General features: G+C 69.2%; 16 protein-coding genes, 1 tRNA gene and 2 pseudogenes. 11 read left to right on the forward strand and 8 right to left on the reverse strand.

Annotated features, from left to right (window positions below; all coding sequences use genetic code 11):
• Positions 1–15: 15 nt before the first annotated feature.
• Positions 16–1,308: a hypothetical protein gene (locus tag QSU92_RS01395; RefSeq protein ID WP_289264425.1), complete on the reverse strand. Its 1,293-nt coding sequence runs from the start codon at positions 1,306–1,308 to the stop codon at positions 16–18.
• Between the two features lie 109 nt (positions 1,309–1,417).
• Between QSU92_RS01395 and QSU92_RS01400 the strand changes: the two genes are divergently transcribed.
• Entirely contained in the window at positions 1,418–2,443 is a 1,026-nt protein-coding gene (locus tag QSU92_RS01400) for a glycosyltransferase family 2 protein (RefSeq protein ID WP_289265778.1), read from the forward strand.
• Between the two features lie 21 nt (positions 2,444–2,464).
• Here the strand turns inward: QSU92_RS01400 and QSU92_RS01405 are convergent, their stop codons facing one another.
• The 3 genes and pseudogenes from QSU92_RS01405 to QSU92_RS01415 all read right to left on the reverse strand — a co-directional run bounded on the left by QSU92_RS01405 (position 2,465) and on the right by QSU92_RS01415 (position 6,698).
• Positions 2,465–3,913, reverse strand: coding sequence for a CDP-glycerol glycerophosphotransferase family protein (locus QSU92_RS01405; RefSeq protein ID WP_289264426.1), 1,449 nt, complete (start codon positions 3,911–3,913; stop codon positions 2,465–2,467).
• Complete coding sequence (locus QSU92_RS01410; protein WP_289264427.1) at positions 3,910–5,181, reverse strand: CDP-glycerol glycerophosphotransferase family protein; 1,272 nt, start codon at positions 5,179–5,181, stop codon at positions 3,910–3,912. Before QSU92_RS01410 ends, QSU92_RS01405 begins: the two co-directional genes overlap by 4 nt.
• Before the next feature lie 42 nt (positions 5,182–5,223).
• Positions 5,224–6,698, reverse strand: a pseudogene (locus QSU92_RS01415) (S1C family serine protease).
• A gap of 157 nt (positions 6,699–6,855) precedes the next feature.
• Here QSU92_RS01415 and QSU92_RS01420 point away from each other — a divergent pair.
• Positions 6,856–8,088, forward strand: coding sequence for an aminotransferase class I/II-fold pyridoxal phosphate-dependent enzyme (locus QSU92_RS01420; RefSeq protein WP_289264428.1), 1,233 nt, complete (start codon positions 6,856–6,858; stop codon positions 8,086–8,088).
• Here the strand turns inward: QSU92_RS01420 and QSU92_RS01425 are convergent.
• Positions 8,085–8,895: pseudogene (locus QSU92_RS01425) on the reverse strand (carbon-nitrogen hydrolase family protein). The gene QSU92_RS01420 and the pseudogene QSU92_RS01425 overlap by 4 nt on opposite strands.
• The gene (locus QSU92_RS01430) at positions 8,892–9,425 is read right to left on the reverse strand and encodes a DUF6328 family protein (RefSeq protein WP_289264429.1); all 534 of its coding nucleotides are present in this window, start codon (positions 9,423–9,425) and stop codon (positions 8,892–8,894) included. Before QSU92_RS01430 ends, QSU92_RS01425 begins: the two are co-directional and overlap by 4 nt.
• Before the next feature lie 94 nt (positions 9,426–9,519).
• Here QSU92_RS01430 and QSU92_RS01435 point away from each other — a divergent pair.
• The 8 genes from QSU92_RS01435 (at position 9,520) to QSU92_RS01470 (ending at position 15,365) form a co-directional block, all read left to right on the forward strand.
• A tRNA-Met gene (locus tag QSU92_RS01435) sits at positions 9,520–9,593 on the forward strand.
• 154 nt (positions 9,594–9,747) lie between these two features.
• Entirely contained in the window at positions 9,748–10,299 is a 552-nt protein-coding gene (gene idi, locus QSU92_RS01440; protein WP_289264430.1) for an isopentenyl-diphosphate Delta-isomerase, read from the forward strand.
• Positions 10,296–11,351 carry a polyprenyl synthetase family protein gene (locus QSU92_RS01445; RefSeq protein ID WP_289264431.1) on the forward strand — a complete coding sequence of 352 codons (1,056 nt, stop codon included), beginning with the start codon at positions 10,296–10,298 and terminating at the stop codon, positions 11,349–11,351. The genes idi and QSU92_RS01445 overlap by 4 nt, the downstream gene beginning before the upstream one ends.
• Positions 11,348–12,229, forward strand: coding sequence for a phytoene/squalene synthase family protein (locus QSU92_RS01450; protein WP_289264432.1), 882 nt, complete (start codon positions 11,348–11,350; stop codon positions 12,227–12,229). Before QSU92_RS01445 ends, QSU92_RS01450 begins: the two co-directional genes overlap by 4 nt.
• Positions 12,226–13,800 carry a phytoene desaturase family protein gene (gene crtI / locus QSU92_RS01455; protein ID WP_289264433.1) on the forward strand — a complete coding sequence of 525 codons (1,575 nt, stop codon included), beginning with the start codon at positions 12,226–12,228 and terminating at the stop codon, positions 13,798–13,800. Before QSU92_RS01450 ends, crtI begins: the two co-directional genes overlap by 4 nt.
• A 1-nt stretch (position 13,801) precedes the next feature.
• Positions 13,802–14,152 carry a lycopene cyclase domain-containing protein gene (locus QSU92_RS01460; RefSeq protein ID WP_289264434.1) on the forward strand — a complete coding sequence of 117 codons (351 nt, stop codon included), beginning with the start codon at positions 13,802–13,804 and terminating at the stop codon, positions 14,150–14,152.
• Positions 14,149–14,469, forward strand: a complete 321-nt coding sequence (locus tag QSU92_RS01465; RefSeq protein WP_289264435.1) for a lycopene cyclase domain-containing protein — start codon at positions 14,149–14,151, stop codon at positions 14,467–14,469. The genes QSU92_RS01460 and QSU92_RS01465 overlap by 4 nt, the downstream gene beginning before the upstream one ends.
• Positions 14,466–15,365, forward strand: a complete 900-nt coding sequence (locus QSU92_RS01470) for a prenyltransferase (protein WP_289264436.1) — start codon at positions 14,466–14,468, stop codon at positions 15,363–15,365. Before QSU92_RS01465 ends, QSU92_RS01470 begins: the two co-directional genes overlap by 4 nt.
• Positions 15,366–15,411: 46 nt before the next feature.
• Here QSU92_RS01470 and QSU92_RS01475 read toward each other — a convergent pair whose 3' ends face one another.
• Together QSU92_RS01475 and QSU92_RS01480 are read right to left on the reverse strand one after the other, a co-directional pair.
• Positions 15,412–18,336, reverse strand: coding sequence for a UPF0182 family membrane protein (locus tag QSU92_RS01475; RefSeq protein ID WP_289264437.1), 2,925 nt, complete (start codon positions 18,334–18,336; stop codon positions 15,412–15,414).
• Positions 18,337–18,415: 79 nt separating this feature from the next.
• Positions 18,416–19,561 carry a YlbL family protein gene (locus QSU92_RS01480; protein ID WP_289264438.1) on the reverse strand — a complete coding sequence of 382 codons (1,146 nt, stop codon included), beginning with the start codon at positions 19,559–19,561 and terminating at the stop codon, positions 18,416–18,418.
• 197 nt (positions 19,562–19,758) lie between these two features.
• Here QSU92_RS01480 and QSU92_RS01485 point away from each other — a divergent pair, with 197 nt between their 5' ends.
• Positions 19,759–21,087 carry a zinc-dependent metalloprotease gene (locus tag QSU92_RS01485; protein WP_289265779.1) on the forward strand — a complete coding sequence of 443 codons (1,329 nt, stop codon included), beginning with the start codon at positions 19,759–19,761 and terminating at the stop codon, positions 21,085–21,087.
• Positions 21,088–21,293 lie beyond the last annotated feature (206 nt).

Genomic DNA, 21,293 nt, shown 5'->3' on the forward strand with positions numbered 1-21,293 from the left:
GGCGCGACGGCGCCGTCAGTCGAGCTCCTCTTCCCCCTCGCGGTCTCCGGAGTCCTGGACATCGTCCTCGCCGTCGTCCGACCCGGCGCTGCGCAGATGCCAGTCCTCCCATGAAGCCATCAGATCTGCCACGGCGGCATGGAACCTTTCCGTGGCAGCCCCGGGCGTGGTGTCACCGAAGTAGTGGCGCACCCAGTGCTGCAGCCGCGACACGGCCTCGGGATCCTGCAGCACACGATCGGTTTCGACGACCACGTCTGACGCGCGGTCGGCATCGAGCCACTCGCAGGCCGACAGGTAGCCGTGCGCGTCGATGGCGGCGGCGGGGTCTGCGGGCCGTGTGATGAGAAGAGGCTTGCCCGCCGCGAGACGGTCGTAGACCATGGCGGAGATGTCGACGATGGCGATGTCGGCCGCGGCGAGCTGCCACCCGAGCTCGGGCTTTTCGTCGAAGACGTGGTGCGCCGACGGGTCTGCCACGTTGGCCTCGGCGAGCGCGGCGATGATGCGCCGATTGGCCGAGCCGTACTCGGGATCCACCACACCGGACCGAGGATGGGGACGGTACACGACGCGATGTCGACCGGTGGCGAGGAGCGCCGCCACCAGGGCCTCCCCGTGGGTGCGGATGGAGCCGTAATGCGCCGAGGGCCGATCTCCCTCCCAGGTGGGCGCGTAGAGCACCACGGTGCGCTCATCGATCGGATAGGGCACCGAGCCGGAGTAGTGATCGGCCTGCGGTCTGCCGATCTGCCGGGTCCGACGTTCGAGATCGTAGTCCCACAGCACTCTGGACAGCCGGTCGCGAGCGGCCTCGCCCGCGACGAAGGCGACGTCGTAGGCCTTGTACTGATTGGTGGTCATGTACATCTTGTCGGACTCGCCGTGGTTGATGAACACGTGCCAACGCCGCCCGTAGCGGAACATCTGGAAGTTCCGCGTGTTCTGGTTGACGTAGAAGACGATCCGGATGTCCTCTGCGACGAGGAACTGCTCGAGGTCGCGCACCGTCGGCACGAACGCCACGGGCAGCGCATCGTCCTCCATGAGGGCGCGCGCACCCGTCACCGCCCGGCTGAGCACGACGACCGGCCAGGTGCGGGCCAGCTCCTGCAGAGGGCGGTACCACTGCCGCATCTGATACATGTTGACCGCGCCGTCGGCGAAGTACACCGCGATCCTGTAGTGATCCTTCGGGAGGGGTGGTGCGGCCGACTGACGTCGACGGACATCGGCCACGGCTGCCCGATTGTCCAGAGCCCGCCTCACCAGGGCGAGAGCCTTCCCCGCGTCGGACACCCATCTCACCCGTCCAGACTAGCCAGCGGGCGCGTGACATGATCGACGGGTGCAGGCAGACGACCGGAAGCGACGGGATGCGCCCGCCGTCCCTGACGACGCGGGAGTGTCGTTCGTCATGCCGGTGCTGAACGAGCGCGACTACCTGGCCCGCGCGGTCGAAACCGTGCTGATGCAGGACCTCGACGCCCCGCTCGAGCTGATCCTGGCGCTCGCGCCCTCCACCGACGGGACAACGGAGCTCGCTTCCTCCCTCGCCGCTCGCGACTCCCGCATCGTCCTCGTCGACAATCCCGCCGCCGACATCCCCGTCGGGCTGAACATCGCGATCCGTGCAAGCAGGTACCCCACGATCGTACGAGTGGATGCGCACTCCGAACTCGAGCCCGGGTACACCCGCCGCGCACTCGACACCCTGTCGCGCGTCGGCGCCGCCAACGTCGGAGGGGTGATGCGGGCCGACGGCCGCACGCCCTTCCAGCGCGCGGTGGCGCGGGCCTACAACTCTCGAATCGGCCTGGGCGGGGGCGCGTACCACGGAGGGGCCGCCGAAGGCGATGCGGAATCGGCGTACCTCGGCGTCATGCGCCGGGCGGTCCTCGACGAGGTGGGGCTCTTCGACGAGTCGATCCGCCGCGGCGAGGACTGGGAACTGAACCTCCGTATCCGCCGCGCCGGTTACCGGGTGTGGTTCGATCCGACGCTGTCGGTGACGTACTGGCCGCGCGAGAGCTGGACCCGCCTCGCACGGCAGTTCTTCGCCACGGGACGCTGGCGCGGCGAGCTCGTGCGCCGCTACGGCCTGGTCAACTCGATGCGCTTCTTCGCGCCGCCCGCGCTCGTGGTCACCGCTGCGGCATCCGTCGTCGTGGCCGTCCTCCAGATCTCGGGGGTCCTCAGCGGCATCCCCTCACTCCTCGCCTCCCTCGTCCACCTCCCGGTGCTCGCATACCTCGTGCTCCTCCTCGTCGTCGCCGCGGGTCCCGGCGGCGGGAGGGGGTGGCGCGACAAGACATGGACTCTCGCGGTGCTCCCGACGATGCACCTCTCATGGGGCACGGGATTCCTCATCGGCCTCATCCGCGGCGCCGACGACACCGTCGACACCTCGCGCATCGGGGATCGCAACACGCCACTGCCCTGACCGGACAGCGGTGCTGCCGCCTCATTCGCGCCCGATCAGCCCCTGGTCGAGGATGCGGCTGACAACGCGTTCCGCCGCCCGCCCGTCGTCGCGCCCGTTGAACGCCCGCCGCCAGGCGTCGTACTTCTCCGCGTAGGGCTCGGACTCCTCCGCCGTCAGCGCAGCGACGAGCTCCTGCTGCGTCCGCACCACGGGCCCCGGAGCACGAGCGGCGAGGTCGAAGTAGAAGCCGCGCAGCGTGCCCCGGTAGTGATCCATGTCGGGCACCAGGAAGTACATGGGCTTGCCGGTGACGCTGAAGTCGAACATCACCGACGAGTAGTCCGTGACCAGCGCGTCCGCGGCCAGGAGGAGAGCCGACGTATCCGGGTAGCCCGTGACGTCGATCACCCGCGGACCGGCCAGGTCGTGACCGGGCTGGAGCGTGCGTGAGTGGCCGCGGACGAGCACGACCGAGTCCGTCTCGGCGGCAAGGCTCGCCGGATCGATGAAGTCGACGATCTGGTCGCGGTCGTCCCGCCAGGTGGGGGCGTAGAGGATGACCCGCTCCGCGGCCCCGATTCCCAGCGCCGCGCGCGTCATCGCGCCGTCACCGGTGACCAGCACGTCGTTGCGCGGGTAGCCCTCGACCCACAGCGGCCGCCGCAGGAACGCGTAGGCCTTCCGCAGCACCGACGCGGCGTAGGGGTTCTGCGCCAGCAGGATGTCCCACCGGAACGACTCGCGGATGACCGCCGCCGCACGTCGCGGGTCGAAACCCGGCCGGTGAAGGGCCAGCCGCTTCAGCGGCGTGCCGTGCCAGGTCTGGAGGACGACCTGCCCGCCCCGGCGCGAGAAGCGACGGCGAAGCCAGTCATTGACGACGAGGAGGCGTGCGACGCCTCGTGCCCTCCACCAGTCGGGGCTCCCCTCGACCACGGCCACGGCTCCGTCCGGCACCACCACGGAGAGATCGGCGACGCTCCAGTAGCGGGTCACCCCAGGGGCGCGCCGGGCGAGCTCGCGATCGATGGCGAGCGGGTTGCAGCTCGCGTTGCGTCCGTAGAAGCTCTCGAAGAACACCGCGTTCTCCAGCTCCCCCGGCCTCGTCGCGTAACGACGCTCAAGCGCGGCCTGACCCTCCCCGGAGTCGTACACCGGATCGATCGGCGGGCCGATCACGACCGCCCCGCCCCGCAGCTCGGCGCGGAGCGTGCCGAGGAGACTCGTCGCGACATCCGGCACCTCGACGTCATCGATCCCCGGGCCGCTCACGCGCAGCGCGTACGAGCCGCGAGGAAGCGGGAGATCCGGTCCACCCCAGCGCGCGACGTGCAGCGGCAGATCCACCCGCCAGCCATCCTCACCGGCGACGACGTCCGCCGACACATGCGCTCGCGGCCCCTCGAGGCTCGCACGCTGGGGCGCCGGGCCGGTGCCCGACAGCAGAAGGGCGGGCTCGGGTTCGGCGTGGAAGCGGGCGTCTGTCATCTGCGTCCTCTCGTGCGGCCGTCGGCGGTGGCGGCGCCCGTGGCGTTCAGGATGGCACGGTAGACCCGTGCGGTGTTGCCTCCGTCGCGGAAGGCGTGGACATCGGCGCTGCGCGCGGCGGAACGATCGGACATGCGCGCACGCTCCGGGCCGTCGGTGATCGCCGCGCCGAGCCGACGGATGATCTCCGTCCAGTCCGACGCGAGGTCGCCACCCGCCCCCTCCTCGAACGAGCCGTAGAATCCGCGCCGGGCCGCGTACTGCTCGATGTCGGGCGCGAGGAAGAGAACGGGCGTGCGGTTCAGCCCCGCATCGAAGACCAATGACGAGTAGTCGGTGATGAGGAGATCGATGCCGGGAAGAGCCGGCGTGACATCGCGGAGCAGGTCGCTGCCGAGCATCCGGATACGCCCCGACGGAACGGGCGGCACGTACTCCCCCGCGCCGAGCGGGTGGGAACGGACGAGCAGGATCGCGTTCTCGGCTTCGAGGACGTTCCCGAGCGCCGACCAGTCCGCGGCTGTCGGCACGGCCGGATCCGGCGCGCCGTCTCGCCACGTCGGCGCATACAGGACGACCCGCGCCGCGTCCTCGATCGATCCCACTGTCCTCGACAGCAGGTCGCGCGCCCGACGTCGCCGCTCCTCGGCCGAGCCCTGAGACAGCACGTCGACCCGCGGCTCACCGGTCACGGCGACCCGCTCGTCGGTGAGCGAGAAGGCGGACTCCAGACGGCCACGCACGAGGTGCGACGCAGCGGGGATGAGCCCGATGCGCCGGGTCGCGCCGCGGTACATGGCGCGGATGAGCGCGCGCATCGCACGCGATCGGGGCAGGATGCTGCTGCGCAGCGTCTCCGGGGAATCCAGGCCGATGCGCTTGAGCGGAATGCCGTGCCACAGCTGCACCACGAAAGCGCCCCCGGTGGCGTACCGGTTGACGTCGCCGAACCCGTGGGTGACCACGAGGACGCCGGCCCGGGCGGTGAGCCAGAAGCCGCGAAGCGTGGATTTCCTCACCGTCGGGATGCCCCGAGCCGCCGCATCCCGATCCTCATCTTCGGACGCGGTCAACCAGACCGAACGCCGTCCGTGTGCAGCCGCTTCCTCCCACAGCGCGAGAGCCCCGTCAGCGATGCCGACCGCGCAGCCGAACACCCACACATCGGGCCGACGCGGTGCAAAAAGCGTCACGACACGACCGAGCGCATACAGCGGAATGCTCGCGACTTTGCGTGCATTCCCCGCGCCGAACGAGAAGGACGCCATCCCGCGAGCCTATCGCGGGATGGCGTCCTGACCGAGAAGACCCTACTGCTGGAGCTCGCCCAGGGTCACCTCGGCGGTGGCGTTCTGTCCGTCGCGAACGTAGGTCAGCGAGACCTCGCTCCCGGCGGCGAGCGCACGCACCTGCGCGGTGAGATCGACCGAATCGGTGATCGGAACGCCGTTGAACTCGGTGACGATGTCGCCTGCGCGCAGTCCCGCGGCCTCCGCCGCTCCGCCGGCGGTGACCTCGGCGACGTAGGCGCCGGTGATGTCCGCATCCTCGACGTACGCCGCGGACTGCACGTTGGCGCCGAGCAGGCCATGGGTCGCCGAGCCGTTCTCGATCAGCTCGTCCGTCACGCGCTGGACGATGTCGGACGGGATGGCGAACCCGACGCCGATGTTCCCCTGCGTGGACGAGGCTCCCCGGCGGAGGCGATGGCGACGTTGACGCCGATGAGACGCCCCTGCGAATCGACCAGCGCACCGCCGGAGTTCCCGGGGTTGATGGCGGCATCGGTCTGGATGACGGCGATCTTGATGGACTCCGCCGGCTGACCCGACTGCTGACCCTGGCCGAAGTCGAAGGAGAACGGCGGAGCCTCGCCCTGGTCCTCATCGGCATCGCCCTCGTCGGGTGCGGCGGAGGACGCGATCTCGATGGACCTGTTGAGCGCGCTGACGATACCCGTGGTGACGGTGTTGGACAGGCCCAGGGGGGCTCCGACGGCGGTCGTCTCATCACCGACGTTGAGGTCGGAGGCGTCGGCGAACTCGATCGGGGTGAGTCCTTCGGCATCCTGGAGCTTGATCACCGCGAGGTCGTAGAGCGGATCGGTGCCGACGATCTCGGCGTCGAACACCCGCCCGTCCGATGTGGTCACCCGGATCGCGGCGTCACCGGTCGCCCCGTCGAGGGTCACCACGTGGGTGTTGGTCACGACGTACCCGTCGCTGGAGAGGATGACGCCCGATCCTGTGCCGCTTCCCGCGCCACCCGCGGCTTCGATCGTGACAACGCTCGGCACCACCTTGGCGGCGATCGCCGTGGTCTGGTTGACGTCGTCGGTGTCGTTGACCGTCACGCTGGTCGGCCCCGTCGCGGTGGTCGCAGCCGGGGTGGGCTGGAAGAGGGAGACTCCGGCGTACGCGCCGCCGAGACCTGCGGCTCCACCGACGACGGCGGCGGCCACGAGGAGACCCGCGACACGGGCGGCGCCGGACTTCCGCTTGGTCGGCGTCGCGCCCGCCTGGGTTGTGACGGGCGCGGCGCCGTACGCCTGACCGCCCTCACCCAGCGGAAGCGTCGGCTGCGTCGGGTGGGTGGGTGGGCCGAACGAGGCTCCGGCACCGACCGGATACGGCGCCCCCGCGGCGGCGGTCGGCGGCGCGGGGCGCGGCGGAACGTGCCATCCGGCGGGCGGAAAGTGCTGGGCAGCCGCCGCAGCGGGCGTCTCCGGGACGGGGGGCGTGGCCGGAACGTCCTCCGGCTGACGGTCGCTGGTGTTCTCGCTCATCTTCGTTCCTCCTCGGGCCGAAGGCCCATCGAAACCTTCGATCGCGTGTCTGTTCGATCTGCTGCCCAGCGTGGTCGCCCAGCCTGTGGGTTTCTTATGATCCGCCCGCGATGCGCCTATGCAATGCTGAGGAACCCGTGCAGGAGGGATGCCCACGATGCCCCGAACCATTCCCGGAGCCTGGCGGCGAACGGCCGAAGGCGCCGGACTGCTGTCCTCGGACGGGAGCACCCGCCCCACCATCTTCGCCGATATGTCGGCACTCGCGGCGCGAACCGGCGCGATCAATCTCGGCCAGGGATTCCCCGACGAGGACGGTCCGGCGGTCGTTCTGGAGACGGCACGCGCGGCCATCACCCACGGCGTCAACCAGTACCCGCCCGGTCGGGGCGTCGCCGAGCTGCGGGAGGCGGTCGCGGCCCACCAGCAGCGTTTCTACGGGATGCGCCTCGACCCCGAACGACACGTGCTCGTCACCGCGGGCGCGACCGAGGCGCTGGCCGCCGCGCTCCTGGCGCTCGTCGACGGTCCGGATGATGAGGTCGTGGTCTTCGAGCCCTTCTACGACGCATATGCGGCACTCGTCGCACTATCCGGTGCGCGCCTGGTCACCGTGCCGCTGCGGTTCCCGGACTTCCAACCCGACCCGGACGACCTGCGCGACGCCGTGAGCGCCCGGACCCGCGTCATCCTCGTCAATGATCCACACAACCCCACCGGGGCGGTGTTCTCCCACGAGCTCCGCTCCGAGGTGGTGCGGCTTGCTCACGAGCACGACGCCTGGATCGTCACGGACGAGGTCTACGAGCACCTGGTATTCAGCGATCGGCACGAGCCGATGGCCGCGATGCCGGGGGCGTGGGACCGCACCGTGTCCATCTCGTCAGGGGGCAAGACCTTCTCCACCACCGGGTGGAAGATCGGCTGGGCCACCGGGCCTGCAGATCTCATCGACGCGCTCATCGCCGTCAAGCAGTACCTCACCTACACCGGTGGCGCACCCTTCCAGCCCGCGATCGCTGCGGGACTGCAGCTGCCCGACGACTGGTTCGCCGACCTCGGCGAAACGCTCCGACGCAAGCGCGATCTGCTCGGCGACGGTCTGCGCGCGGCCGGCTTCGACGTGTCGGTGCCCGCGGCCTCCTACTTCACCGTCGTAGATGCCCGCGCCCTCGGCGTCGACGACGCCGACGCATTCTGTCGGGAGATGGCCGAGCGGATCGGGGTCGTCGGCGTACCCGTGACCGCCTTCGTCCGCCCCGAGGCGCGCCCCGCCGTGGCGAGTCTCATCCGCTTCGCCGCGTGCAAGCAGGTGGCCGTCCTCGATGAGGCGGTGCGCCGTCTGTCGAGCTTGCGGGACGGCCGAGCTGACGCCGGCGGGGCAGGCTAGGAGTCGACGGCCACGCGGAATCGGCGAAGCCGCAGCGCCGGGTTCTGTCGCCGAACGCGATCGACGAGAGCGGGATCCAGGTGTGCGATCGCCACGTCCGTCCCCGACCCGATACCCGCCACGACAACCCCCTGGGGGTCGACCACCCCCGACAGCCCGACGCCGAGGGGAGGCGGGTGGTCGGCAGCGACCACGTACGCGGTGTTCTCGATGGCACGGGCTTGCAGGAGAATCTGCCAGTGATGCTCCTTGAGCGGGCCGCGCACCCACTCCGCAGGGACGAGGAAGGCGGTGGCGCCGGCATCCGCCAGGAGCCGGCCCATCTCGGGGAATCTCAGGTCGTAGCAGGTCATCAACCCGAACCGGATGCCGTCGACGCTGAAGGTCTCGGGAGCGGCGGGCTCGCCCGGTTGGATCCAGTCGGACTCGCGCTGCCCGAAGGCGTCGTAGAGATGGATCTTGCGGTAGACCGCGACCACGCCGCCGTCAGCGACGGCGACGACGGTGTTGCGGACGCGACCCTCGTCGCCGCGCTCCAGCAGTCCCGCGACGATGTGGGTGCGCGTCTGGCCGGCGAGCTGTTGCAGTTCCGCGACGAACGGCCCGTCCAGAGTCTCGGCGTGCGTCGCCAGCGAATGGTCGAAGGGATCGATGAAGTAGTTCGAGTACTCGGGAAGGACGATCACGCTCGCCCCCCGGTCGGCGGCCGTGCGCACGAGCCTCACCGACGGTGTGTCGATTCGCCTCGGCGTCGGGCGCCGGCGCGAATTGCACCACCGCGGTCGCGACCGAGGCGCGGGGCGTCATGGCGTCCTCCCGTCCGGTGGCGGGTCGACGGCAGCGCGATGGCGGAGTCGGATGACCGCAGGGACGACGACCCACAGCACGATGACCAGCAGCACGAGGCCCGCCGCGGCGACCGCGGCCCACGCGGTGCCGAGGACGACGTCGAACACGAATGCGACGACACCGGAGAGAAGGAGCGCGACGATGGTGAGGGCGGTCAGCAGCGCGCCGTGACCGAACCGCACGACCGTGGCTTTCAGACCCTGCGCGAAGAGCACGCGATGCAGGGCCACGGGAGCCAGCGCGATGATGGCGCTCAGCGCGGAGAGGACCACGAGCAGAAGGTAGAACCCCCGTTGTGGCCCACTGAGGTCGGCGAAAGACGGCTGGAACGCCAGGGCGAGGAGGAAGCCGGTGAGGATCTGGGTGCCGGTCTGCAGCACGCGCAGCTCCTGCAGCGCCTCGTTCCAGTTCCGATCGGCACGCTGCGTCGGGGACTCGTCGCGTCCGTCGACTCTGTCGTCGACGACGTCCTCGGGCGCAGCAGGCATGAAGCCACCCTGCCCGCCGCCGGAGGCGTTCGGCAACAGCCACGCGGCTCGGTTCGACGACTCCGATCCCCCGTGCTAAGCTTTTCTCTTGTGCCGCGGGGTGGAGCAGTTCGGTAGCTCGCTGGGCTCATAACCCAGAGGTCGTAGGTTCAAATCCTGCCCCCGCAACAAAAGGAAGGCGTCCCGGAAGGGGCGCCTTCCGCATTTTCCAGGGCATCATGGAACGGGGAAGCAGGGTGCCGTGTAGACACCCCCACAGCCTCCTTGTATCATCGACCAACCGATATCGCTAGGAAAACTAGCGAAATAATCAGGAGGTGCCATGACGGAGATCGACCACGTCGTCCTTCTCGACGAGGCCGGCCGCGCCATCGGCACCGCGCCCAAATCGAGCGTTCACGGCAGTGACACCGCACTTCATCTGGCCTTCTCGTGCCACGTCGTCAACGACGCCGGCGAGGTTCTGATCACCCGCCGTGCCCTGTCGAAGAAGACGTGGCCGGGCGTGTGGACCAACTCGTTCTGCGGCCACCCCCGCCCGGCGGAGCCGGTGCTCTCGGCTGTGCGGCGCCACGCCGAATCCGAGCTCGGGCTCATCCTCAGCGACATCCAGCTCGCCCTCCCCCTGTTCCGGTACCGCGCCACCGATGCAAGCGGCGTCGTGGAGTATGAGGTGTGCCCGGTCTACACCGCTCGCGCCGCGCACGAGCCCGTCCTCAACCCCGCGGAAGTGATGGATGCCCGCTGGGTCGACCCCGCCGATCTCGCGGCGTCGCTGGTGACCACGCCGTGGGCTTTCAGCCCGTGGCTCGTCCTCCAGGCGCAGCAGCTCCACCTGTTCGACGCACCAGAATCCCGACGACGGGCCTCATGATCCCCACTGCCACCAGTGCCGAGATCGATCTCGCCATCGACTCGGCGGTGCAGCGCATCAGCGACCGTGCCGCGCGCCTGGGCGACGGCTTCTGCGTGCTCGGCGAGGCCATCACCCGGGCGGCGTCCGGGGGCAAGCGCCTTCGTCCCGCTCTCGTCGTCGCGTCATTCCGTGCCTTCGACGGCGACGAGGAACAGCTGCCGATCGTCTACCGGGTCGCGGCGGCGTTCGAGCTTCTTCACACCGCATTCGTCGTCCACGACGATGTGATCGACCACGATCTGATCCGACGTGGCATCCCGAACGTGGGCGGCGAGTTCCGCCTTCGTGCGCTCACCGCGGGCGCGAGCCCCGGCGGCGCGGCCACCCTCGGAGACGCGGCCGGGATCCTCGCAGGCGACCTGCTGCTGCACGAGGCCGGGCGACTCATCGCGACCTCCGACACCACCTCGCGCGCACGCGAGGCGCTTTTCGGACTTCTCGACGACGCCGTCTTCGTCTCCGCGGCCGGAGAACTCGCCGACGTCGAGAACGCCGTCGTTCCCGATCTCGCCGAGGACGCCGCCCTGATCGCCGCCGCCCGCGACAAGACCGCCGTCTACTCCTTCAGCGCACCTCTGCAGGCCGGTGCCGTCCTCGCCGGCGCCGACGAGGCATCGATCGCGGCGCTGGGCGACGCCGGTGCGCGCATCGGCCTGGCCTTCCAGCTCGTGGACGACCTCATCGGTGCATTCGGAACGGCCGACCAGGCGGGGAAGGAAGAGGGCGGCGACCTCCGCGAAGCCAAGCGCACCCCGCTCATCGCCTTCGCCCGGCAGACGGCGGCGTGGTCACGCGTCAACGATGCCCTCGCGGTCGCCCACACCGGCCCGATCGCCATCCGCGAAGCGCAGGAAGCCCTCGAGGCGAGCGGCGCCCGAACCCGTCTGCGAGAACTCATCGATGACACCCTCGCCGGAGCGGGAAAGCACTCTGCCGCCCCAGAGCTTCCCGCCGCTGCGAGAATGCTCTTGCAGGACCTCTGCGTCCGCATTCAGGAGAGTATTCCGTGACCGCATCCGGCGATCGTCCCACCGGGCTCGCGCAGTACGACCGCACCGCTGAGGACGCGTCCGCCGCCGTCATCGCCGCGTACTCGACCTCGTTCGGTCTCGCGACCCGGCTGCTGGGTACGCGGCCCCGCCCGCATGTGCGCAACGTCTACGCGCTGGTCCGGGTGGCCGACGAGATCGTCGACGGTCCCGCGCACGAGGCGGGCTTGGATCCCGACGCCGAACGAGCGGTCCTGGACGATCTCGAGAGCGAGACGATGGCGGCGATCGCGCGCGGGTTCAGCTCCAATCTCGTGGTGCACGCCTTCGCCCGCACAGCGCGCGAGTGCCTCATCGCATCTGATCTGATCGCCCCCTTCTTCCAGTCCATGCGCACGGACCTCACCGTCGCCAACCACGATGACGCATCGCACGACTCCTACGTCTACGGGTCGGCGGAGGTGGTGGGGTTGATGTGCCTCCACGTGTTCGTCAACGCCGACAACCCGCATCCCGCCCTCCCCGACCCGGCGCTGGTAGACGGCGCCCGGCGGCTGGGCGCGGCGTTCCAGGACGTCAACTTCCTCCGAGACCTCTACCACGACGAGGGGGCTCTCGGCCGCGACTACCTCGGTGTCACCACCGGGCGCCGCAGCCGGACCGAGGTCCTCGACCGCATCGACTCCGATCTCGCCGCGGCCGCCGCGACCATCCCCTCGCTTCCTGCGGACTGCAGACGGGCGGTGACGGTGGCCCACGACCTCTTCGCCGAGCTCTCCCGACGGCTCCGGCGCGAGGGTGAGGACGGCAGTACCCGGGTCCGCGTACCCGACACCGTCAAGGCCGCTCTCGCCGCGCGTGCGATGCTGGGCCTGCACCCGAGAGGAGCCCGCGCATGACCGCCGAACGAACCGTGGTGATCGGCGGAGGAATCGCCGGGCTCGCCACAGCGGCACTGCTGGCCGCCGAAGGCCACGACGTGACGGTCCTGGAAGCACGCGACGACGTCGGCGGGCGCGCCGGATCGTGGGAGAGCGACGGCTTCCGCTTCGACACCGGTCCGAGCTGGTACCTCATGCCGGAGGTGTTCGACCACTTCTTCCGCCTGGTCGGCACGACGGCCGACGCCGAGCTCGATCTGGTCAAGCTCGACCCGGCGTACCGGGTCTACCGGGAACCCCAGGCCTCCGGTACTGCCGGCGAGTCCGTGGACGTCCGCTCGGGCCGGGAGGAGGCGACCGCGCTGTTCGAGTCGATCGAGCCCGGCGCGGGCAAGACCCTGGCGACATATCTCGACTCCGCCGGGAACGCCTACGACCTCGCCGTCTCACGTTTCCTCTACGACACCTACGAGACCACGGCGGGCCTGCGCGACCCCGCTCTTCTCAAGCGCCTCCCCCAGCTTCTGCCGCTGCTGACCACGACGCTGGCGCGCTTCGTCGATCAGCGATTCCGCGAGCCGATGCTCCGCCAGATCCTCGAGTACCCCGCGGTCTTCCTCGGCGGCTCCCCCTACGCCGTGCCGAGCCTCTACCACCTGATGAGCCACCTCGATCTCGACGATCGCGTGCTCTACCCGCGCGGGGGTTTCACCGAGGTCATCCGCGCCGTCGAACGCGTCGCGCGCCGTCAGGGCGTCACGATCCGCACCGACGCCGAAGTCGGTGCCATCCTCACCTCCGCCGATACAGGACAGGTGCGGGCGACAGGTGTGCGGCTGCACAGCGGAGAGGTGATCGACGCCGATCTCGTGGTCTCGGCAGCCGACCTCCACCACACCGAGACCGCCCTCCTCCCCCGAGAGCTTCAGACCTATCCGGAGGAGTGGTGGACCCGCAAGCAGCCGAGCCCCGGGGCACTGCTGCTCCTCCTCGGCGTCGAAGGCGAACTCCCCGAGCTCGCCCACCACACGCTGATGTTCGTCGATCGGTGGAAGGCGAACTTCGAGGCGATCTTCGGCGCGAACGCGCACATCCCCGACCCCGCGTCCATCTACATCTGCCGGCCGAGCGCGACCGACGAGACCGTCGCGCCGGCGGGTCACGAGAATCTGTTCGTCCTGGTCCCCATTCCCGCCGATCCCTCACTCGGGCGAGGCGGAGTCGACGGAGACGGAGATCCACGCATCGAAGCGGCCGCCGACCACGTGATCGCGCAGATCGCGCAGTGGGCGGGCATCGCCGACCTCGCCGATCGCATCGTCGTACGCCGCACGATCACGCCCGGCGACTTCCTCCGCGATCTGCACGCGTGGCGAGGCAACTCGCTCGGACTCGCGCACACGTTGAACCAGAGCGCGGTCTTCCGTCCGCGCAACGCCTCGAAGAAGGTTCGGGGCCTGGTCTACGCCGGGTCCTCCACCCTTCCGGGGATCGGCCTGCCGATGTGCCTCATCTCGGCCGAGCTCGTGCTGAAGCGGCTGCGGGGCGACCGGAGCCCGGGGCCGCTCCCCGAGCCTGCGAGGGTCTGAGGTGCCGGGACTCTACCTTCTTGCGATCGTCTTTTCGGGCGCGGGGATGGCGGTGATCGACGCGCGCTACCGACTTGCGCTGTGGCGGACACCGCTGGCCACGATCGTCTCGATCGCTGTCGGCGTGCTGTTCTTCCTCGCGTGGGACGTCGTCGGCATCGTCACCGGGGTGTTCTTCCAAGGAGACAGCCCCCTGTACGTCGGGGTCTCGATCGCGCCTGAGCTGCCGATCGAGGAGGTCTTCTTCCTCACCTTCCTCTGCTACCTCGCGGTGCTCTTCTCCAGCGCCGCGATCCGTCTGGGAGAGCACCGGGCCCGGCGTCGCACGCGGGATGACGGGCCCCGGTCATGACCTACGTGCTGATCAACATCCCGTTCCTCGTCCTCGCGGCCGCCGTGACCCTGGCCACCGTGCGATTGCCGCGATTCCGCGAGAGGATGGGGGCATCCCTCGCCGGTGCGGTGGTGCTCGTCATCCTCACCGCCATCTTCGACAACGTGATCATCGGAACGGGACTCGTGGCCTACGACGACGAACACCGCAGCGGCATCCTCATCGGGCTCGCGCCCATCGAGGACTTCGCCTACGCGATCGCCGCGGCGTTCCTCGTCCCGGCTGTCCACACGCTCATGACCGCCGGGCGGTCCCGCCGGGAGCACACCTCATGACGACCCCGACCCCGCTGCGCCCCGGCCGCGTCATCCGTCAGCTCTTCGTCTCCTCACGGCCCGTCAGCTGGATCAATACCGCCTATCCGTTCGCCGCGGCCTACCTGCTGGCCACCCGGCAGGTCGATCTGACACTGATCCTCGGTGCCCTGTTCTTCCTCATCCCCTACAACGTCGCCATGTACGGCATCAACGACGTCTTCGACTACGAATCCGACCTGCGCAACCCCCGGAAGGGCGGAGCCCACGGCGCCGTCCTCGATCGACGGCTGCACGCGCTCACCCTGTGGGTCTCGGGATTGCTGTGCCTGCCGTTCGTCGCCTACCTGGTGTGGGTCGGCTCACCGGCCTCCTGGCTGGTCCTGGCGGCGAGCCTGTTCTTCGTGGTGTTCTACAGCGCCCCGCCGCTGCGGTTGAAGGAGCGGCCGTTCGCGGACTCGGTCACCAGCAGCATCCATTTCTTCTCCCCCGCCGTGTACGCGCTCGTCCTCGCCGGGGTCGCCTGGACCTGGCAGCTCGTCGCCGTCATCGTCGCCTTCGCACTCTGGGGGATCGCCTCTCACGCCTTCGGCGCCGTTCAGGACGTGCTCGCCGACCGTGCGGCAGGCATCAGCTCCATCGCGACGGCTCGCGGGGCGCGGTGGACCGTTCGGTTCGCCCTCGCCTGCTACTTCGCCGCGGGTCTGGTGATCCTCGCAACGGCGTGGCCCGGCCCGCTGGCCGTGATCGCGGTCCTGCCCTACATCGCGATCGTGTGGCCGTACCGTTCGGTCACCGATGACACCGCCGAGCGGGCGACGATCGGGTGGCGCAGGTTCCTCTGGATCAATCAGATCGCCGGCTTCATCGTCACGGTGCTGCTGATCTCCTACGGCCTCCTGACCGCTGACGCCTGATCTCCGACCGGGGGCGGGGAAGAGCGGATGCCGCTCGCGTCGAGATTCACTGGTCGCCGAGCTCGATGAGCCGCTCCACCGCCGCCGTCAGACGCGCATCGGCTTCGCCGTACGCCGCCCAGTCGGCCGCCTGCAGTGCTGCCTGGCGATCCATCATCGCGTCCTGTGCCTCCTGCAACGCCGCCTCGTACTCGTCGGCGGGCGGGGCCGTGGGCGCCGGGGTCTCCGTGGCGTCACCGGCTTCGGAGGGCGTCGGAGTCGGCGTCGGCGTTGGTGTGGGGTTGGCGTCCGGCGGCACATCCGTGTCACCGGCCGTGGCCCCCGAATCCCCGCCGAAGAGGGTGTCCAGCGCCTCGTTCAGAGTGTTCTCGAACGCGATCCGGTCACCGAACGCGACGAGCACGCGCTGAAGGGTCGGCAGCTGCGTGCCGCCCGAGGACTGGACGAACACGGGTTGGACGTAGAGCAGACCGCCGCCGACAGGGAGCGTCAGAAGGTTGCCGTTGAGGACATCGGACTGACCCTGAGACAGGATGTTGATCTGAGCCGACACCGTCGGATCGGCGTCGAAGGTGTTCTGCACCTGCCCGGGCCCGGGCACCGGGGTCTCCGCGTCGATCTCCAGCATTCGGAGTTTGCCGTAGCCCTCGCTCTTCACGCCGGCCTCGGATCCGGCGTTGGAATCGACCGACAGATATCCCATCAGGACGTTCCGGCTCGCGCCGCCCTCGGAGGACGGGATGAAGGTCGTGAACATCGAGTAGCTCGGCGCCTCCTGCCCCGGCATCTGGATCGTGGAGTAGTACGGCGGCTGGAAGCTGCCGGGGTCCTGCGGGTCCTCCGGGGTGGCCCAGGCGTTGTCCCGCTGGTAGAAGGCCCGCGCATCATCGACGTGGTACACGCCCAGCATGGCGCGCTGGATCTTGAACAGATCGGTCGGGTAGCGCACGTGACTCATGAGGTCGGCCGACATCTCGCTGATCGGCTGCACCGTGGAGGGGTAGACCTTCTGCCAGGCCTGCAGGATGGGATCCTCGGCATCCCAGGCGTACAGCGTCACCGACCCGTCGTAGGCGTCCACCGTGGCCTTGACCGAATTGCGCACGTAGTTGATGTCGTCGATCGCGAACCGCGGCTGGACGTTGTTGGCGTCGGCGATCGCCTGCTGCAGGCTGACCGTCGTGGAGTACGGGTAGTTCGCACTCAGGGTGTAGCCGTCGACGATCCAGACGATCCGACCGTCCACGACGCTCGGGTACGGATCGCTGTCGAGGGTCAGGTAGGGCGCAACCTTCTCCACCCGGGTGAGCGGATCGCGGTCGTAGAGGATCTGCGATTCCTCATTGACGAAATCCGAGAAGAGGATCTGCTCAGACTGGAACTTCAGCGCGTAGATCAAGCGGTTGAACACGTTGCCGACGCTCGGTCCCCCGTCACCGGTGAAGGTGTACCGGGTCTCGTTCTCGCCGTCCGCACCGGACGGGTAATCGAGCTCGAACGGCTCGGTTCCGGCTGGAGCACCCACGATCGAGTAGGGCGGGGAGTTCTCGCCGAAGTAGACGCGCGGCTGATACTCCTCCTCTTCGGTGAGGATGCCGGACACCGGGATCCCTCGCTCGATGAATTCGGGGAAGCCTTCGACCGTCCGCGCGTTACCGCGTGCCGCGACCATGCCGTAGCCGTGCGTGTAGACCACGGTGGTGTTCTGCCACGTCGAGGCCTGACCGAGCCGCTCGACGTCCAGCTCGCGCACCGAGACGATGGTGTCCTGCGACTGGCCATCGACCTCGTACCGGTCCACGTCCAGCGTCTCGGGGAACTGGTAGAACGCGCGGTACTGCTCCTGCTGACGCACGGTCGGGCTGATGATCGCAGGGTCCATGATGCGGATGGATGCCGTGGTCTCCGCATCCTCGCGCAGCTGACCGGGCTCGACGTCGGTGACGGCGGAGAAGTCGGTCTTCTCCAGCCCATCGATGCCGTAGGCCATCTTCGTCATGTCGATGTTGCGCTGGTAGTACTCGCTCTCGAGGGTGAGCTGGTTCGGCCGCACCTGGAAGGTGTTGAGCACCCATGGGTAGCCGACGCCGACGACGATGGCGGAGATCACCAGGAGAGCCGTGGCGATGAGGGGATAGCGCCAGCGCCCGATGACGGCCGTGACGAAGAAGAGGATCGCCACGATCGCGGCCACGATCGCGAGGATCGTCTGGCCGGGGATGACCGCGTTGACGCCGGTGTACCCGGGGCCGGTGATGCGGTCGTACGGCTCCACGAGCGTGCGGTAGCGGTCCAGCCACAGGCTCCCCGCCTGGACCAGGATGTACAGACCCGCGATGACGGCGAGCTGGATGCGTGCCGCCTTGGAGATGCGCAGCTCACGCTGCCCGACCCGGACCGAGCCGTAGAGATAGGACACCAGTCCGGAGACCAGCAGACACACGAGGAGCACCGCGGAGGCGAAGCCGAGGACCGAGCCGTAGAACGGCATGGCGAACATGTAGAACCCGGTGTCCAGGCCGAACTCGGGGTCGGTCACCGTGGTCTGCACACCGTTGAACCACAGCCACGTGGTCTCCCACTGGGTCGACGCGGCGAACCCGGCGAAGAAGCCGAAGAACACCGGAATCCCCCACATGGCCAGTCGGCGCAGGGGCTCGACGACCTCCTGGTAGCGGTCGAGCTGTGAGCTCAGGCGCGCGTACACGGGCCGGAGCCGGTAGGCGAGCTGGATCGCCAACCAGACCGGAATCCCCATGGCGAGGAAGCCGACGGCGAACATCACCACGCGCGCGACCCACTGGGTCACCAGGACCGAGGTGAACTCCAGTTGGTCGTACCAGAGCCAGTCGGCGTAGAGGTTGGCGAAGATGAAGAAGGCCGCCACAAGTGCCGCGATCACGGCAAGGGTGATGGCGATCGCCCGTCGGGATCGGGAGGGTGCGGCCTGCGGCGCGGGGGTCGTGGTCACGGTGTCAATCCTAAGAGGGCGTTTCTCGGCCCATGCGCGGGCGGGGTGTGGTCAGGGCGAACGCTCAGCCCGCGGTCGGTCAGCCGACCGCCGACGACGTCGTCGCGGTACAGGCGGGAAGCGCGTCGAGATCGCCGCCGTCGGCGACGGTCTCGACGGCGGTGAGCGCATCGTCGAGGTCCTCGATGGCGAAGACGCGCAGTCCATCGGGGACGTGCCCGACGACCTCGTCGCAGTTCGCCTGCGGCGCGAGGAACCACTCCGCGCCGGCGCCGACCGCGCCCCACATCTTCTGGCGGATGCCGCCGATCGGCCCGACGATACCGTCCGAGGTGATGGTTCCGGTGCCGGCGACATCCTCGCCCCCGGTCAGGTCACCAGGGGTGAGAAGGTCGACGATGCCGAGGGCGAACATCATCCCGGCGCTCGGGCCGCCGACGTTGTTCAACTGGATCTGCACATCGATGGGGAACTCGAAGTCGGTGGCGAGGATGACGCCGATGACCCACGTCGTGGTGCCGTCCGCCTCCGTCTGCTCGGTCGGCGTGACCGAGACTCTCTCCTCGACCCCGTCTCGCAGGATCGTCAGCTCCACCGGCTCGCCGTCGCCGTCGTTGATGACCTCGCGCAGATCGTCGACCCCGTCGATGGGAGTGTCGTTCGCGGCCAGGATCACGTCGTCCACTTCCAGGATGCCCTGCGAGGCGGAGTCTTCGGAGAACTCGTAGACGACGATGTCCGACGGCACATCGAAGCCCGCTTCGGTGAGGGCGGCCGCGGTGGCGTCCTGCTGGGAGTTGACCATCATCGCGGTGCTCTGATCACGGCGCTGCTCGGTGGTCTGGCCCGCCGGGAAGACCGACTCCAACGGAAGGACCGCACGCGTGCGGTCGAACCATGCCCCGGCGAGCTCCAGCCATGAGGGCGTCCGCTGGGGGTTGCCGACGACCTGCACGGTGAGCAGGTCGAGCGACCCGTCCGTCGGGTATGTCTCCGCACCGTCGACGGTGATGAGCGCAACGTCCTCACCGTCGGCGTTCTGGGCCGTGCCCAGGGTGTTGTAGACCGGCCCCGGCTGCTGGATCACGTAGGCGGTCGGAAGGAAGGTGAGGACCAGCAGCACGACCAGTGCGATCACCAACGCCCAGATGCCCGCCAGCGTGGCACGGCCCAGGGGCTTGCGTGGCGGCGGCGTGACCGTCACCTTCTCGTCGAACAGCACCACCGGTGTTCCTGCTTCCTGCCGTGAGCCTCATGCCGATGTCGCTGATCGTTCGCGACCGGCGTAAGGGTTGGCCCGGTCTGTTCGGAGAGTGCGATCATCCGTGCGACTAGCGTAGACACCACGTCTTTGACCCGGCTGAGAGGGCGATACACGTGCCAGACGACGACCGCGGCCCCGAGGATGAGTTCCAGGAGCTCATGCGCCAACTGTTCGGCGGAGGTGGCGGCGCTCCCGATCCGGAGGCGCTCGCCCGCCTGTCGGGCATGAACATCGATCCCGCCATGATGCAGACGATCATGTCGCAGCTGCAGGGCGCGTTCGCGGCCGGCAGCGACGGCATCCCCTGGGACATGACGAAGCGCGGCGCGCTTCACATCGCCAACCAGGACGGGCTGAGCGTCACCGGCGGCCAGCGGACCGACCTCGACCAGGCGTTCTCGCTGGCCGATCTGTGGCTCGGCGAGGCGACGTCGGTGTCAGATCTGTCCACGACACCGAAGGTCATCACGCGTGGCGCCTGGGTCGAGGCGACGCTTCCGGTCTGGCAGGAACTGGCCGAGCCCGTGGCCACGAGCATCACCGATGCTCTCACCCGGGCCCTCAGCGAGCAGGCTCCGGAGGAGATGAGGTCGCTCGTCGAAGGCGCCGGTCGGCTCATGCGCACCGTCGGCGGGTCGCTCTTCGCCTCGCAGCTGGGTCAGGTCGTCGGAAACCTCTCCAAGGAGGTCGTCAGCGGCGGAGACGTGGGCATCCCCCTCATGCCCGACGGCGAGGCGGCGATCCTGCCGCAGAACTTCACCGACTTCGGTCGGGACCTCGAGATCCCGGACGATCAGTTGGCGCTCTACGTCGCCGCCCGCGAACTCGCACACGCCCGCCTGTTCCGTCATGCCCGATGGTTGCGCCTGCACGTCATCTCGCAGGTCACCGAGTTCGCGCGTGCGATCCACGTCGACACCGATGCGCTGGAGGACCTGGCGACGCGATTCGACCCGTCCGAGCCCGAGGAGCTTCGTCGGGCTTTGGAGAGCGGCGCTCTTCTGCCCCCACGCACGGACGCGCAGAATGTCGCCCTCGCCCGCTTGGAGAACCTCCTCGCGACCATCGAAGGCTGGGTGGATGTGGTCACCGAAGATGCCACGTCCCGCCTCCCGTCTGCGGCGCGGATCGCGGAAGCGGTTCGTCGTCGCCGCGCGGTCGGAGGGCCCGCCGAGCGCGCGCTGGGCTCGCTGGTGGGCCTCGAGCTTCGGCCGCGGCGCATGCGGGAGGCCGCGGCGATGTGGCGCGCGGTGACGGACGACGTCGGCATCGCCGGCCGAGACAGCCTGTGGGATTATCCCGACCTCATGCCCGGCGCCGATGACATCGACGATCCCTCGGCGCTGGTCTCCCGCCTGCAGGCACGCGCGCGCGGCGAAGCACCGGCGCGCGATGAGATGGATGACGCGCTGGAGCGCCTGCTGTCCGGCGAGGCGGACTCCGGCGAGGCGGACTCCGACGGGCCGGAGGATCCTCGGCCGGTGTGACGCCTCACCTCTCCTGCACAGGCGGGCTCTGAGGCTCGGGACCGCAGTGAAGCTGTGGACAGGGACCGGGTGACGGGCACAGCGACGAAAATCGGGGCATGCTCCGCTTGGATCCCGCCTTCCCTCCGCTGTGGCGCTCCCCGTGGGCGGTGCAATTCGGGCTGGAATCGGTGGCGACACTGACTGCTCCGACGACGTGGCAGGAG

This window comes from Microbacterium sp. ET2 (assembly GCF_030347395.1).
Taxonomy (GTDB): domain Bacteria; phylum Actinomycetota; class Actinomycetes; order Actinomycetales; family Microbacteriaceae; genus Microbacterium; species Microbacterium albipurpureum.

Coding starts and splice junctions, on each gene's coding strand:
- QSU92_RS01400 (WP_289265778.1), top strand. CDS start 1,418: ATGCCGGTGCTGAACGAGCGCGACTACCTGGCCCGCGCGGTCGAAACC.
- QSU92_RS01405 (WP_289264426.1), bottom strand. CDS start 3,913: ATGACAGACGCCCGCTTCCACGCCGAACCCGAGCCCGCCCTTCTGCTG.
- QSU92_RS01410 (WP_289264427.1), bottom strand. CDS start 5,181: ATGGCGTCCTTCTCGTTCGGCGCGGGGAATGCACGCAAAGTCGCGAGC.
- QSU92_RS01420 (WP_289264428.1), top strand. CDS start 6,856: ATGCCCCGAACCATTCCCGGAGCCTGGCGGCGAACGGCCGAAGGCGCC.
- QSU92_RS01430 (WP_289264429.1), bottom strand. CDS start 9,425: ATGCCTGCTGCGCCCGAGGACGTCGTCGACGACAGAGTCGACGGACGC.
- idi (WP_289264430.1), top strand. CDS start 9,748: ATGACGGAGATCGACCACGTCGTCCTTCTCGACGAGGCCGGCCGCGCC.
- QSU92_RS01445 (WP_289264431.1), top strand. CDS start 10,296: ATGATCCCCACTGCCACCAGTGCCGAGATCGATCTCGCCATCGACTCG.
- crtI (WP_289264433.1), top strand. CDS start 12,226: ATGACCGCCGAACGAACCGTGGTGATCGGCGGAGGAATCGCCGGGCTC.
- QSU92_RS01465 (WP_289264435.1), top strand. CDS start 14,149: ATGACCTACGTGCTGATCAACATCCCGTTCCTCGTCCTCGCGGCCGCC.
- QSU92_RS01470 (WP_289264436.1), top strand. CDS start 14,466: ATGACGACCCCGACCCCGCTGCGCCCCGGCCGCGTCATCCGTCAGCTC.
- QSU92_RS01485 (WP_289265779.1), top strand. CDS start 19,759: ATGCGCCAACTGTTCGGCGGAGGTGGCGGCGCTCCCGATCCGGAGGCG.